At 61.8% G+C, this 14,342-nt stretch carries 10 protein-coding genes; 7 read left to right on the forward strand and 3 right to left on the reverse strand.

The genetic code is table 11. The annotated features are described in order from the left end of the window. Positions 1 to 58: 58 nt before the first annotated feature. Positions 59 to 1,429, forward strand: coding sequence for a dihydroorotase (locus PLANPX_RS02160; RefSeq protein ID WP_152097135.1), 1,371 nt, complete (start codon positions 59 to 61; stop codon positions 1,427 to 1,429). A 141-nt stretch (positions 1,430 to 1,570) separates the two neighbouring features. On the opposite strand, the gene PLANPX_RS02165 is transcribed toward PLANPX_RS02160, so the two are convergent. Continuing rightward, on the reverse strand, positions 1,571 to 2,899 hold the full coding sequence (locus PLANPX_RS02165) for a hypothetical protein (RefSeq protein WP_152097136.1): 1,329 nt from the start codon (positions 2,897 to 2,899) through the stop codon (positions 1,571 to 1,573). Positions 2,900 to 3,149: 250 nt separating this feature from the next. On the opposite strand from PLANPX_RS02165, the gene PLANPX_RS02170 reads away from it, so the two are divergent. The 4 genes from PLANPX_RS02170 (at position 3,150) to PLANPX_RS02185 (ending at position 8,333) form a co-directional block, all read left to right on the forward strand. After that, a complete protein-coding gene (locus tag PLANPX_RS02170; RefSeq protein WP_172991811.1) occupies positions 3,150 to 4,037 on the forward strand; it encodes an SDR family NAD(P)-dependent oxidoreductase in 888 nt (295 codons plus the stop codon). 109 nt (positions 4,038 to 4,146) lie between these two features. Next, complete coding sequence (locus PLANPX_RS02175) at positions 4,147 to 4,722, forward strand: tRNA-(ms[2]io[6]A)-hydroxylase (protein ID WP_152097138.1); 576 nt, start codon at positions 4,147 to 4,149, stop codon at positions 4,720 to 4,722. Between the two features lie 49 nt (positions 4,723 to 4,771). After that, complete coding sequence (locus PLANPX_RS02180) at positions 4,772 to 6,754, forward strand: sulfatase (RefSeq protein WP_261344433.1); 1,983 nt, start codon at positions 4,772 to 4,774, stop codon at positions 6,752 to 6,754. A 145-nt stretch (positions 6,755 to 6,899) separates the two neighbouring features. Then, positions 6,900 to 8,333, forward strand: a complete 1,434-nt coding sequence (locus tag PLANPX_RS02185) for a sulfatase (RefSeq protein ID WP_152097140.1) — start codon at positions 6,900 to 6,902, stop codon at positions 8,331 to 8,333. A gap of 168 nt (positions 8,334 to 8,501) precedes the next feature. Here the strand turns inward: PLANPX_RS02185 and PLANPX_RS02190 are convergent, their stop codons facing one another. Next, positions 8,502 to 9,086 (reverse strand): hypothetical protein, encoded by a 585-nt coding sequence (locus PLANPX_RS02190; protein WP_152097141.1) that lies wholly within the window; start codon positions 9,084 to 9,086, stop codon positions 8,502 to 8,504. A 569-nt stretch (positions 9,087 to 9,655) separates the two neighbouring features. Between PLANPX_RS02190 and PLANPX_RS02195 the strand changes: the two genes are divergently transcribed. Beyond that, on the forward strand, positions 9,656 to 10,717 hold the full coding sequence (locus PLANPX_RS02195; RefSeq protein ID WP_152097142.1) for a 3-isopropylmalate dehydrogenase: 1,062 nt from the start codon (positions 9,656 to 9,658) through the stop codon (positions 10,715 to 10,717). Positions 10,718 to 10,882: 165 nt separating this feature from the next. Here the strand turns inward: PLANPX_RS02195 and PLANPX_RS02200 are convergent, their stop codons facing one another. Further along, positions 10,883 to 11,377: a pyridoxamine 5'-phosphate oxidase family protein gene (locus tag PLANPX_RS02200; RefSeq protein WP_152097143.1), complete on the reverse strand. Its 495-nt coding sequence runs from the start codon at positions 11,375 to 11,377 to the stop codon at positions 10,883 to 10,885. Positions 11,378 to 11,691: 314 nt separating this feature from the next. Between PLANPX_RS02200 and PLANPX_RS02205 the strand changes: the two genes are divergently transcribed. Then, positions 11,692 to 14,133 (forward strand): hypothetical protein, encoded by a 2,442-nt coding sequence (locus PLANPX_RS02205; protein ID WP_152097144.1) that lies wholly within the window; start codon positions 11,692 to 11,694, stop codon positions 14,131 to 14,133. Positions 14,134 to 14,342: the final 209 nt, after the last annotated feature.

A 14,342-nucleotide genomic window follows, 5' to 3' on the forward strand; every position in this document is an offset into this window, starting at 1 on the left:
CAGATAACCCTATTACTGGTATCATTTCTCCTGACTCCCCGAACCCTCCGCCCATCCTGTGCGCACGCTCATCAAAAACGCCCAAGTTGTCTTTCCCAACGGCGTCGCCGCCATCAGCGTGCTGATCGAAGATCACCGCATCGCCGCGATTGATCCCGCAGTCCAGACAGCGGCCGACGAAGTCGTCGACGCCGTGGGGCTTCATTTGTTGCCAGGCGTGATCGACGATCAGGTTCACTTTCGCGAACCGGGGCTCACGCACAAGGAAGATCTCGCCACCGCCTCGCGGGCCTGTGCCAAGGGAGGCGTCACCACCTTCTTGGAGATGCCGAACACCGTTCCGAACGCGACGACGCAAGAACTGCTCGACGCGAAGCTCGCGCTCGCTGCCGAGAAGTCGCTCGTCAACTACGGCTTTTACATCGGCGCTACGCCGCATAACATCGACGAACTGAAGCACGCGCAGCGCACCCCCGGCATCAAGATTTTCATCGGTTCCAGCACAGGCGACTTGCTCGTCGATGGCCAGGAAGCCCTCGAACGCATCTTCGCCGAGACGACGCTGCCACTCACGGCCCACTGTGAGGACGAAACCACCGTCCGAGCCAATACCGAGCGCTACCGCGGCGTCGCCGACGTGGCGGTCCACTCGCAGATTCGCGACGTCCGTGCCGCGGTGATCGCGACGCGGCGGGCGATCGATCTCGCGATTCGCCATCGCCATCGGTTTCATGTGCTGCACGTGTCGACGGGCGATGAAACGAACGTGCTCGGCGATTACTTCGCAGGGACTGGCGCTTACGACGGCGTCGGAACCGACGTTGCGAGTCGCGTGATCACGGCCGAGGCTTGCCCACACCACTTATTGCTCAACACCGAGGACTATCCGCGGCTGGGAACGCTCGCCCAGATGAACCCGTCGCTGAAGAGCGCCGACGACAATCGCCGACTCTGGGATGCGCTGCGCGACGGGCGGATTCAGGTGATCGCCACCGATCACGCGCCGCACACGTGGGAAGAAAAGCAAAAGCCCTACCCGCAGTCGCCCTCGGGGATGCCGATCGTCGAAAACAGCCTCGCGCTAATGCTCAACGAAGTTCACCGCGGCCGTTGCTCGCTGGAGCAAGTCGTCCACTGGATGTGCGACGCCCCTGCTCGTGTGTGGGACATCGTCGACAAGGGCCGCATCGCCGAGGGGTACGACGCCGACCTCGTGCTCGTTGATCTTAATCGTCGCCACACGGTTCGTAATGCAGAGCAATTCACCAAGTGCGGCTGGAGCGCGTGGGATGGCGTGGAGCTCGTCGGCCTGCCCGTCCGCACGTGGGTCCGCGGGCAGGAAGTTTTCCGCGATGGGCAACTGCGAGAAGAGGTTCGCGGCGCGGCCGCGAAGTTCGACCACGCCCGTGGCGGTTACTGGGCGACGTAGGCGCCGTTTCCCCTCCCTCGAAGGGAGGGGCCAGGGGAGGGATTCCCGACGCAACAATTCCGAGTGGAGTTCGCGCGCGAGCTAGCGAGAGAAGAAATCCCTCACCTAACCTCTCCCTTCGAGGGAGAGGGATAAGCCAACCTACTCCGCATCCTCGGCGTATTGCTCTGGATTCGCCAGAAACTTCGCCTTCTCCGCCGCTCCGGCGAAGCGGTACGTCTTTCCGTCGTACCAGGTCGCGAACTGCTGCACGCCCGGAACCTTTTCTTCTTTGTCGACAAGCGTCACCGCACAGAACCCCTCGGCGGCGATGTCGACCATCGCATACTTCGCCGGGTTCGCTTTGAACTTCGCCTTCATCGCCGCGTCGGCGAACATGAACAGCCGGCCGTCGAATTCAGCCGCGTGGAAGACGCTGCCGCGGACATGCTCGGCGCGGTCGACGAGCGACACGGCGCACTCGCCGCAGCTGGCCGGCAAGTACTCGGTCGGATCGCTTTGCAGCATCTCTTGTTCGCGGGCGCCGGCGGTGAGGAACGTGATGTCGCGGAACTCGACGCCGTAGGCCGCTTGGCCGCGGACCCAGCTTCCATCTTGCCGCAGCGACACGGGGCAGTAGCCCGACATTGCCGGTAAGGCTCCGAGCGCGCCGTCGCGATCGTCTTTGGTCGTTGGTCGGAAGCCATTGAGTTGCGACGTCGGCCGTTGTTGGAACGCTTGCGCCGTGAGCTGCGATTTGGTTGGCGGCGCGTCTGGCATCAACAGGTTAGGACGTTCGACTTGCTCGCCGCTGCCGTCGTAACGGCCAGGCGCCTTGAGGAATTTCCGCCGCTCAAAATCGTTGGCGAAGTAGTAACGCAGCCCGCGATGAATCAGCACCGTCGCAGGATTGCCGGGCACGCACTTGTGATCGTCGAGCATGCTGACGACCGAGTTGCCGCTGAGCACGAGATCGGCGTTCTCATATTTCTCTGGATTCGCCGCAAACGTTTGCTGCATCGCGGGGTTCGCAAAGAAGACGAGCCTACGGCGGTGGAGCGTGCCGCATTCGAACTTCCCCGGCACGCGCTGTCCCGTTTCGAAGTAAGTGACGGGGCAATCGCCGCCGAGCATTGGGATGTACGATTCGCGGGCCGAGAGAAAGATGTGCCGTTCGCGAGCACTGTCGAAGTGGTATTCAAGTCCATCGAATCGCGTCGCCTCGCCGCCGCGGCCGGGAAGCCACTCGCGCGCATCGCGGAGCGCCACGACGCTGTAACCGCCGAGCGCCACCGGAAACTGCTCGGCCCCAGCGATGGGGCCGATCTCCCAGTGGTTATTCGCGATGCGTACGACAGGGGCGTCTTCGGGATTCTCGCTCGCAGCGGCGGGAGTATTCGGTTGGGCGCCGGGAGTTTTCGGCGCAACTTCCGCCGCGAGGCACGGCGCTGCCGACGCGCAGAGAACGAGAGTTCGCAGAAATCGCCACATGGGACGGGCCCTTACGGAATCGGCCGCGGAGTGTACCGGCGCCGCGTGAACGCCGCGACGGCAATCGTGCTATCATCGGAGGATTGAGCGTGCTGGCATCGGCTGCAGTAGTTCCTCTGGTCCCCTCCCCCTGGAGGGGAGGGTTAGGGAGGGGGGAATGCAGCGTGTACCAGGCGCCCACCCCCTCCCCAGCCCTCCCCTCAAGGGGGAGGGAGCCTCAGACCTTTTAGGTCGCGGTGTCAGTTCACCCATGCCCCCCTCCCCTCCCCGTCTTGCGATCGTCACCGGCGCCGGCAGCGGACTCGGCCGCGAATTCTGCCGCCAGCTGGCCCGAGCTGGCGGCTGGCATCTCGTAGCCGTCGACGTCGAACTTGCCGATGCCGAGCAGACGATCGCCGAGGTGCGGCAACTTGGCGCTGCAGGCGAAGCGGTTGCGATGGATGTCACCGACGCCGCCGGATGGACAGCGCTCCGCGAGCGACTGCAGCGAGATTGCCCGCGACTCGATCTGCTCGTCAACAACGCCGGCGTCTGCATGTCGGCCGAAGTCGGCGACGGCGACCTGGCCGAATGGCGGCGAGTGATTGAAGTGAATTACCTCGGCCTGCTGGCTGGCTGTCACGTGATGACGCCGTGGCTGAAAGCGTCGGCCACAGCATCGACAGGTGCTTCTACTCGCAACTCGCGACTCGCGACTCGTAACTCCCCCGCCATCATCAACATCGCCTCGATCACCGCGTACCTCCCCGCCCCAGCGATGGGCGCCTACGCTTCGTCGAAAGCGGCCGTCGTCGCGCTCACCGAAGCGATGTACGCGGAACTCCGCCCGCATGGCGTCCATGTCACCGTAGTTGCGCCGGGATTTTTCCGCACGAGGCTCTTGGAGCGCGGCACGTTCACGCTGCGGCGGCATCGGGCCCAGGCCGAGTATCTCACGCGCACCGCGAAGATCGACGCCGCCAGCGTCGCGCGGGCGGCCCTCGCCGCGTCGGCTCACGGCCGACTATACGCGATCACGGGCCGCCGCGCCCGCTGGTTGTGGCGAATCAAAAGGTTAGCCCCGCGGATTTTGTTTCGCGTCATTGCGCGACGATATCAACGCATCATTATTCGAGGCGATGTCGACGGAGTCGGTTGAAGCGCGGGACGCGAGCAGGGATGATAGTGGGATCGCGCCGGGGGCGAGGACGCCCCGGCTCGCTTGTTTGAAACCCTCCCCCTTCCGCATTCAACCTTCAGCATTATTCATGCTTCACCTGCAAGCAAAAACCGACGCTCGCTGGTTCCGTCAGGTCGACGAGAATCTGAACGATGTCCTCATTGATCACGCCCACTGCGAGAAGAAGGCGGCCGGCACCGCGCTCAACCTCATCTTTCATTACGTGGAAGATCGCGAGCTCTGTCAGGAAATGACTGAGATCGTCAACGAAGAGCTCGAACACTTTCATCTAGTGATCGATCTGCTCGAACGCCGCGGCGTGAAGTTCCGTCGGCTCAAGCCGAGCCAGTATGGCCGCAAGCTGAACGATCTTTGCAGCAAGCAAGAACCGCAGCGGGCCGTCGATCGCCTGCTCGTCGCCGGGTTGATCGAAGCCCGCAGTTGCGAACGGTTCCAAGCGCTCGCGAACTATGTTGAGGACGAAGAGCTCGCCACGTTTTATCGCAGCCTATTCGAATCGGAAGCCCGTCATCACGCCACGTACACGCGGCTGGCGATGCACTTCGCGCCGGAGAAAGAAGTGATGCAGCGGCTCGATGAACTTGCGGCACTGGAAGCGGCGATCATCGCCGAGGGCGAAGAACTACCGCGGATGCATAGCTAAGGAACAACAAGCAATGAGTCAGCAGCAAGTAACCGTCGCCAGCCTCGAAATGAATTGTCTGGCCCCCTCCCCCTTGAGGGGAGGGCTGGGGAGGGGGGCGAACGCTGGTACCCGCTGCACTCACCCCTCCCTAACCCTCCCCCTCAAGGGGAGGGAACCAGAAGTGTTTGCGCGTGGGGTATCCGCCGCGTTCCTATCACTTTTCGTCGCTGCTTGCTGCGTCCTTGGTTTCGCAACAAACGCCCACGCCGCGGACCGCCCCAACATCCTCTGGCTCAGCACTGAGGACATGAGCCCCCACCTCGGCTGCTACGGCGACAAAGAGGCTCGCACGCCGAACATCGACAAACTTGCCGCCGAGGGGATCCGTTTTGACAACGCCTTCGTCCCCTCGCCCGTCTGCGCGACGTGCCGCAGCTCGATCATCACCGGCGTCTATTCCGCCGCGCTCGGCACGCATCACATGCGGAGCAAAGTGAAACTTCCGCAGAAGATTCGCCCCTTCCCCACGTACCTCCGCGAGGCGGGCTACTACTGCACGAACAACGAGAAGCAGGATTACAACTTCAAGACGCCCGCCGGCTCGTGGGACGAATCGAGTTTTGACGCCAGCTGGAAAAACCGCCAGACCGACTCAACGCCCTTCTTCGCGGTGTTCAATTTCGTCGGCACTCACGAAAGCAGCATCCGCGGCGACGAGCCGAAGTATTCGCAAGTGACGTCGAAACTCGCGGCGGCCGATCGCCACGATCCCGCGAAGCTGACGCTGCCTCCTTACTATCCCGACACGCCGAAGGTTCGCGAGCATTGGGCCCGTTACTACAACGTCGTATCGTCGCTCGATCTGTGGGTGGCCGAGCATCTCGCCGCGATTAAGGAAGCGGGCCTCGCCGACGACACGATCGTCTTCTTCTGGAGCGATCATGGCGCCGGCATCCCGCGGCACAAGCGTTGGCTCTACGACACGGGGATGCGCGTCCCGCTGATTGTGTACGTCCCCGAAAAATGGCGGCATCTCGTACCGTGCACGCCGGGAGAGGTTCGCGATCAACTCGTGAGTCTCGTCGACCTCGGCCCCACGGTGCTGAATCTGGCCGGCGTGAAGATCCCCGCGTACATGCAAGGCCAGCCGTTCCTCGGCCCGAACTTGCCGGCGCCGCGCGAGTACGTCTACGGCGTTCGCGATCGGATGGACGAATCGTACGACATGATCCGCGCGGTCCGCGACGGCCGCTACAAGTACATCCGCAACTACCGGCCCGATCGTCCCTACTCGCAGCATCAAGGCTACGGCGACAACAGCGACATCATGCGCGAGTGGCGCCGCCTCGCCGCCGCGGGCGAGTTGAACGAAACGCAGGCCCTGTTCATGCGCGAGCACAAGCCGGTGGAAGAGCTCTACGACACCGACGTTGATCCGTATGAGCTAAACAATCTCGCAGCCGATCCGGCGCAGGCTGAGAGACTCGCCAAGCTGTCGGCCGTGCTCGACGCCTGGATGCTCGACGTGCGCGACCTCGGCGTCGTCCCCGAGGGGATGCTCTCGCGGATCGTGCCGGAGGGAGCGAACCGCTACAAGTTCTTTCGCGACGCCGACGGCGCCGAGCGGTACCAGCGAATGGTGAACAGCATTCGCGAGACCGGCTTGCCGCTCGATCTGGTGAAGGAAGCCAATGGGGCCGATGGGGCAGACGGACCAGTCGACGATTCGATTCGCATTCTCGCCGCCGAGCGCACGCTCAATCAAGAATCGCTTTCCGACGCCGACCGCGATGCAGCGCTGGCCACGCTCATCGAGATCTACCGCGCCGGCGGTAGCCCATGGGATCAAGCGGAAGCGGCGACGGTGCTCGACTTGCACGTCGCCGGCACCTCGGCCGTGCCGGCGCTCGCCGCGGCCAATCGCGAGGTGAAGGAGCAACTCCGCAGCATGAACGATCAGAACCAGCCGGCCAACTCGCTGAAGCCGTGGGCGAATCGCTTTGACAAACGCTTCGTTCTTCGCTCGGAGCCGGCCGTCTCGGAGAAATAGTAGAAAAGACGTTTAACACAGAGAGCACAGAGGCCACAGAGAAGAGTGTTGTATTTTCTCCGTGCTCTCTGTGTCCTCAGTGTTGAAATCGTATTCGAATTTGTATTTCGTATTTGCATAGTCAGTCCACCAGGCGGAACTACTCATGAAGATTCACCAAGCCCTTTACGCCCTGCTAGCCTGCCTGCCGGCGCTCCCCGTCCTGCATGCGGCCGAGCAGCCCAACGTCATCGTCATCCTTGCCGACGATATGGGCTACGCCGATCTTACCTGCTTCGGCGCCGTCGACATGGACACGCCGAATCTCGACCGCATGGCCGAGCAAGGGATGCGGCTCACCAACTTCCACACCGCCGCGCCCACCTGCACCGCGTCGCGGGCTGCCTTCATGACCGGCTGCTACCCGGTGCGCGTTGGCATGGGCGACGTGATCGCGCCTCGCGCCGATGGGACTGTTTCGCCAAGTCGCGTGCTCTGGCCGAACTCGCCGTTCGGCATCAGCGCTGACGAAGTCCTCATCCCTGAAGTACTGAAAAAGGTCGGCTACACGACCGGCCTCGTCGGCAAGTGGCATCTCGGCGATCCGCCGGCATTCAGCCCGGTGAAGCATGGCTTCGACGAGTTCTTCGGCGTCTACTTCAGCAACGACATGAAGCCATATCGTTACTACCGCAACGACGACCTACTTGAAGAGCCGATCGAACGCGACCTCCAAACAAAGCGCTACACTACCGAAGCGGTCGACTTCATCAAACGCCACAAGGACGGACCGTTCTTCCTCTACCTCGCCCACGCGATGCCGCACATCCCGCTGGCGGCCTCGCCCGAGTTCCGCGGCAAGAGCAAGCGCGGCCTGTACGGCGACGCGGTGAGCGAAGTCGATTGGAGCGTCGGCCAAGTCTTCGAGACGCTCAAAGAACTCGGCATCGACGACAACACGCTCGTGATCTTCAGCTCCGACAACGGCGGCTGGTTAATGCGTGGCGAAGAAGGCGGACTCAACACTCCTCTCCGCGGCGGTAAAGGCGGGACCTACGAAGGGGGACTCAACGTCCCGACGATCGCCTGGTTCCCCGGCAAGGTGCCGGCCGGCTCCGAGTGCAAGAAGCTCGCCTCGCAAATGGACCTGCTGCCGACCTTCGCCGCGCTTGCCGGCGGCGAGACGCCGCAAGATCGCATCATCGACGGCCACGACATTACGCCGCTGCTGTACGGCGAGAAAGACGCCAAGTCGCCGTGGGAAGCGTACTTTTACTACTTCGGCAACGAACTCCACGGCGTCCGCAGCGGCAAGTGGAAGTTTCGTGCGAAGAACGTCCTTAAGAACGAGAACATTTACTACGGCCTGTGGCGCGACACGGAAATGGGCGACTCGCCCATGCCGCCTGCGCTGTACGACCTATCGCGCGACATCGCCGAGACCAAATCAGTCCTCGATAACCACCCGAATATCGCCAAGCGGATGCGTGGCTACATGGATCAGGCCCGCAACGACCTGGGCGATTCGCTCACTGACGTGAAGCCCACGAACGTCCGCGAAATCGGCCGCCAAGAGGTGAAGAGGGATTTCCCCAAGTAGCCGCCGGTCAACGACCGGCCGGAGCGGCGCTCAAGCGACTCGCACCAAACGAACAAAGGCGGAATCACCCTTAGTGGTTCCGCCTTTGTCTTTGTTGATCGGTGCGCGCACTTGATCGGCTTGCAGCGTTGCGATCTCCGCTCCGGCGGCTCGTTGAGCCGCGGCTACTTATTCGCTGGGGTCGGTCGCGCGACCGAGTCCTTCCGGCGGCGTGGCGTCGATCGGTTCGGCAGTCTTCGGCGCTCCCGCCCCGCGGCCAAGTTCATACGCCACGAGCGCTCCGATTGCTATCCACACGAACTGCCACGGATTGAGATCAGAGGCGCGCGTTTGCATCGTCCCCATGCCGCCAAGCGCAGGGTTCGCCGTTTCTTGGGGCGTCTCCACCGGTTCTTGAGCAGTGGCGGCCGCGCCGTCCGCCGCTTCGTCACCAGTCGCCTCGTCGACGGCCGTTGTAGCAGGCTTCGCCGCGATCGAGACATCCCGCTTCTTCATGATTTCGGCGATCACCACCGTGCTGCCATAGATCGCCGCAAGCGCGACGATGCCGGAGATGGCGCCGCGGAGGTAGCTCCGCTCCATGTGCTGCCGATTCGCTTGCCGGACGCCGACGCCGGTTAGCAGTCCGATGATGATCGCGAACCACGACGCTTCGATCGGTTTGCCGAGCAGGCCGGTCTCCAGCAACGTGTGCAGGCCCACGCCCACGGCCGCTCCCACGATTCCGCCCAGCAGAGTCGGACCCACGCCCATCGCGACCACCTTTGAGGGCAACCCTCAATCGAGAAGAGGCCTCCGGCGCCGCGAGCCCCGTCATCCGCGGTTCGCCCCCGAAGGTCGCCGCTGATTCTAGGGACTAGTAAGGACTTACGTCAAACTTTTCCGCCGTTTGGGGCCCGTTTCGCACCCCCCGCCGAGCCGCTAAAATCAAGGATTCGCTTGCCCTCGCCGGTGGGCGGTAAAGTCTCTCGCAAAGACGCAAAGACGCAAAGACGCAAAGACGCAAAGACGCAAAGACGCAAAGAAGAATAGGGAAATGCGTTTAACCACGAAACACACGAAAGGAACGAAATAAGAAGTTAGAGATAGATGCCAGCGCGGCGGCGGCGAGCAGTGAATGCCGCTCTCGGTTTTTTTATTTCTCAATTTTTATCCACCCTTTCGTCCTTTTCGTGTGTTTCGTGGTTAATCCTCTCCCGAACGTCCGAGCGAGCACGAACGCAACGCATTCTCTGCGTTCGTCCTCTGCGCCTTAGCGCCTTTGCGAGAAATAATTTCTTCGCCTTCCAACTCACACGACAACCATTCAACGGAAAGTAGCAATGAACATCGCAGTCATCGGCGGCGACGGCACCGGACCTGAAGTAGCGGCCGAGGGCGTCAAAGTCCTCAAGGCAGTCGCCAAGCTCGAAGGCTTCGACAAAGACCTGAAGCTCACCGACCTTGACTGGGGCGGCGACCGCTACCTGAAGACCGGCGAAGCCCTCCCCGCCGACGCTCTCGACCAGCTCCGCAAGTTCGACTGCATCCTCCTCGGCGCCGTCGGCCACCCCGACGTGAAGCCAGGCATCCTCGAGCGCAAGCTGCTGCTCGACCTTCGCTTCGGTCTCGACCAGTACATCAACCTCCGCCCGGTGAAGTTGTTCCCCGGCGTCGAGTGCCCCATCAAGGGCAAGACTCCCGAGGACATCGACTTCGTCGTCGTTCGCGAGAACACCGAAGATCTCTACTGCGGCGTCCAGGGCTTCATGCACAAGGGCACGCCGAGCGAAGTCGCGACCCAAACCGCTCTCTACACCCGCAAGGGTTGCGAGCGGGCGATCCGCTACGCCTTCGAGCTTTGCAAGAAGCGTAACAACCCGAAGGGGAAGAAGCTCACGCTGGTCGCGAAGACCAACGTGATCCTCAGTCACGACCTCTGGTGGCGCACGTTCCAGGAAGTCGGCGCCGAGTATCCGGACATCGAGAAGGACTACAACCACGTCGATGCCTGCTGTATGTGGATTGTCAAGAACCCTGAGTACTACGACGTGATCGTCACGACGAACATGTTCGGCGACATCATCACCGACCTCAGCGGCATCATCCAAGGCGGCATGGGCGTCGCCGCCGGCGGCAACATCAACCCCGACAAGGGGGGCGTGAGCATGTTCGAGCCGATGGGCGGCAGCGCGCCGAAGTACACCGGCACGGGCAAGATCAACCCGATCGCCGCCATCAACGCCGTGAGCATGCTGCTCGACCAGCAAGGCCACCCGAAGGCCGCAAAGCGCGTGATGGACGCGATCATGAAGGTGACCGCGACGAAGATGAAGAGCCAGAACGCGGGGAAGATGGGCTACACGACGAGCGAAGTCGGCGATTTGGTCGTCGAAGCGCTGTAGTCGTTCATCACGTTGCGATAACGCGTTCTCAATCCGAACCGCTCACTAGCCCCCGGCCCTCCAGGCCGGGGGTTTTTTGTTTCCCTCTTCAGGGCATGGTCAGTCGCTCCTCAGCGGAGGATGACTTCGCGAAGTGTGCGCCACGAGGTTATCGACGTTAGCCGATCACAGCGCCACCTTCGCATGAATCTTCGTATCCCCTTCCACATCAGGCCGCGTGCCGCTGAGGTACGCCTTCCCCGCCTCGATGAGGTACTTGATCCCGCTCGCTCCGCTGTTGTCCCAGTACTCGCCCGTCTCGCCCTGCACTTTCAATAGCACGAGATGCGGATCGTTCTTCCCGCCGGGGAACCACACCTTCCACGCCTCGTTCCATAGCTCTTCGACCTTGCGGCTATCCTTCACGAGCGCCGCCTTGCCGCTGATCGAGACGAACTTCAGCGACGATTGCATCGCGACGTTCACGTGATGATCGGTGTTGATCTCGTCGATCTTTCCCGAATCGTCCTGCGTGAGAAACCAGAGCGTTCCGTCGGCGTCGAGTCCTGCCACAGCCATCGGCCGCGACCGCAACGCCCCATCGGGCCGCCGCGTGACCAACATGGCGGCGTCGAAGTCGTCGAGCAGTTCCCGAAGTTTGTCATCGGCGGCGGCAGTCATGGCGATTTCTCCCGCGGGAGTGAGCGAGTTCAGTCCATCTTGGTCGAGACGGAAAAGAGTCAAAGCAAATCGCGGGCCACGCTCCGTACCTCAAACGTTCATCGCCAAAAACGCCGCCGCATTCCCCCCTTTTCGGATGGGCTGATATACTGTCTTGGCTAGCTTCATTTTCGCTCCCAGGCGTGCCTCGTGGCGCTGGGTCTTCCTTGTGAAACAGTTGAAAAACGCTCTTCTCGAACGGTGCGGAGTCGATGGCTCACCCAACGCGACCTCCTCTTTCAGATCAGCCGCATCCTCCCCATGCACCGTCAGGCATGTCGTCGAAGAAGATCGCCGCGATTGTTTCCGCCGTTTTGCTGTCCATCGTGCTGGCTTACTTGCAAGAGGTCTACGTCAGCCGCAGCTTGAGGAACTCGTGGGCGCCGCAAGAAGCAAAGCCCGCTCCCGGCGGCAATCGCGGACGACAAGCGAACAATTCGCCCGCGCCGCCCGCCCGCGACAACTCTCCTCGCTTCGACGCCTGGGATGCGGATCATCTGCCGCTGATGAAGAGCTCCTACTCTGCGGCGCCGATCAACCGGAATCTGCTGCTGGGGTCGGTCGAGAAAATCGAGGGGTTGGACGTGCAGCGACTCGATTTCCAGCTTCCCCGTCTTCATCTGTGCGCCTGGAGTTCCGACGGTAAGACGCTGTATGTCGCCGATGAAGATGGAGTGCTGCGCATCGATGCGACCACCTGGCAGGCGACGCATCGGTTGGATCTCTCGAGTGCGAACGCGCCGATCAAAGGCGTGGCGCTAACCTCCGAGGGGGTCGTGGTGGCGATGCGTGCGGTGAACGCCGACAACTGGGAAATGCCGACCCCCAATGGCCAGCGGATGATCCGAATCGACCCGCGCACGGGCCGCCCTCCCGAGACGCGCAGCTTTCGGCTGCTTGTCGTCGCCGATCCGGACAACCTGCAGGTCGTGCGGCAATTCATTGGCCCGTCGAGCAAATTAGCCGGAGCTCCTAACTCGCCGGTGGTTTGCGTCAGCGAAGTCGATGAGCCCGCAAAGTTAGTGGATCTGCGCACCGGCGAGGTTCTTGATCAATCGCAAGGGCGGGCGAATGAAACTGATGCCTATGTTCCCCAAATCACTGGCTTTGACGATGTGATGATGTCGCCGGACGGGGCGAAGCTTTATTACACGGCGTCGCGAAACGGCGTTTTTGAGACGGACGTCTCAGCAGGAACGTTCGGCCCAACTCGCGAGTTGGAGCCGTCGGCGGACATGATGAGCAACGTTCCATTCGAACATCAGTTGCTTCGCCTATCGCACGACGGGCGACATCTCGCCGTGAACGTCGGCGATTCTCTGCATGAGGGCGGATACTCGATTATCGATACTGCGGGCGATGGTCGCGATGTGGAGCACCATTTGATCGCCACCCGCAGCACGGCATTCGCATTCGCCGGACCTGCGAATCGTCGAGTGGCCAATTCCAACGTGATGGAAGGAATCAACGCGAACGACTTGCAGTGGGTCGATTACGACCTCGTGATCTTGTCGGAATACGGCAAGCCGTCCGAGCTGCGTCAGCTGTCGAAAGCCGGAACACTGGCGGAAGCGACGATGCTCGGCGTGCCCACTGCCGACTACGTTCTCATGGATTCGGGCCACGAGCCCACGGTGCTCGTGAAGCTACCCGCCGGTGCGTCGACCAAAAAAATCGCGAGGCGCCCCACTGCCCTGCGCGGCGAAAGCCCCGACGAGCCGCGGAGATTTGCAGTGCGGAAATCTGAGAATTCTTGGGGTCCGCCGCCGCTGCTGACGGTTGCCGCTCTCCCTGGTTCGTCGATTTCGCTGTCGGAGCACGGAGATTGGCTCTATCTCGTTTCGCGAGACGGCGTTCTCAGCGCGTTCAATACGACGACCTTAGAGGAGATTCGTCGCGTTCAACTCGGCTCTCCTCCGTCGGGAGGTCGTTTTACGCTCTACCCGACGGCGTCCGGACTGCTGGTGGAACATGGCGCGCCTAATTCTTACGTCCTGCTGAATTACGAAACGCTCGATGGAGAAGCCGTTTTGGAACTTCCTCGCGGTCTCATCGCGACGGATCAAGGTTCCAATCTTATCGTCGTCACCAACATGGGGCCCGGGTCGAAAGCTTTAGAGGCATACGACGTTCGCAGCGGCGAACTCGTTACGCGTCTCACGCCGATACAGTTAGATGCCTTGGAGCCTGCGGCGGCGGACGACATGCCCTATATGGATCGCCCCATTCGCGAGCTGAAGTTCGTCGAACAAGGCAAATGGTTCACCTGTCGCTATCGTTTCTGGCATCTCTTCTCCGTTACTGACAGCGAAATGTCGCACAAGGCGACGCTCGTAGCGCCCGACGACTCCAGCGGTCCCATTCAAGGTTCGATCCATCCAATCCCTGAACGTGATATCTGTTACGTCCAGAAGTACAACCTCGAAGTTCACGAGTTTCCCAGCCTCGAAGACACGAAACGAACCGTCGCTCTCGACCGGAAGGACGAGATTGTCATGTACGACGCAGAGGGTCGCATCTATTGCCGCCGGCAAGACTCGTTGCTTATGCGCGTCTACGACATGGAAGGCAAGGTCGTGCGGTGGGGGGAAGCCGTGGAAGGGAAGAATTACCCGATTGAGCAGGCGATCCCGATGCATGGACGGCCCGAGCGCGTGTTTGTGCTCGTCGACGGATCGTTGTACTGCGTTGATCTCGTCCCTTATGCTCCCAAGTGACGCGGTCTTTAGAATCGTCGCCGACGACGATGTGCGGCATGATTTAGCCTCGCCCCGCCGCCTCTAGCGTTGCCAGATCGAGCTTATTCATCTGAAACAGCGCCACCATCACCCGCCCCGTCTTCGCCTTATCGGGCCCGCTCGCCAATTTCTCAAGCGCCCTCGGTACAACCTGCCACGACAGCTCGACCCCTTCCGTCGCTTAGTAT

Origin of the sequence: Lacipirellula parvula (genome assembly GCF_009177095.1) — a bacterium.
Lineage (GTDB): Bacteria > Planctomycetota > Planctomycetia > Pirellulales > Lacipirellulaceae > Lacipirellula > Lacipirellula parvula.

What these genes read in the sequence shown, in the direction of transcription:
- PLANPX_RS02185 (WP_152097140.1), top strand. Translation starts at nt 6,900, where the DNA reads ATGAAGATTCACCAAGCCCTTTACGCCCTGCTAGCCTGCCTGCCGGCG.
- PLANPX_RS02165 (WP_152097136.1), bottom strand. Translation starts at nt 2,899, where the DNA reads ATGTGGCGATTTCTGCGAACTCTCGTTCTCTGCGCGTCGGCAGCGCCG.
- PLANPX_RS02205 (WP_152097144.1), top strand. Translation starts at nt 11,692, where the DNA reads ATGTCGTCGAAGAAGATCGCCGCGATTGTTTCCGCCGTTTTGCTGTCC.
- PLANPX_RS02200 (WP_152097143.1), bottom strand. Translation starts at nt 11,377, where the DNA reads ATGACTGCCGCCGCCGATGACAAACTTCGGGAACTGCTCGACGACTTC.
- PLANPX_RS02190 (WP_152097141.1), bottom strand. Translation starts at nt 9,086, where the DNA reads ATGGGCGTGGGTCCGACTCTGCTGGGCGGAATCGTGGGAGCGGCCGTG.
- PLANPX_RS02195 (WP_152097142.1), top strand. Translation starts at nt 9,656, where the DNA reads ATGAACATCGCAGTCATCGGCGGCGACGGCACCGGACCTGAAGTAGCG.
- PLANPX_RS02180 (WP_261344433.1), top strand. Translation starts at nt 4,772, where the DNA reads ATGAATTGTCTGGCCCCCTCCCCCTTGAGGGGAGGGCTGGGGAGGGGG.
- PLANPX_RS02175 (WP_152097138.1), top strand. Translation starts at nt 4,147, where the DNA reads ATGCTTCACCTGCAAGCAAAAACCGACGCTCGCTGGTTCCGTCAGGTC.
- PLANPX_RS02170 (WP_172991811.1), top strand. Translation starts at nt 3,150, where the DNA reads ATGCCCCCCTCCCCTCCCCGTCTTGCGATCGTCACCGGCGCCGGCAGC.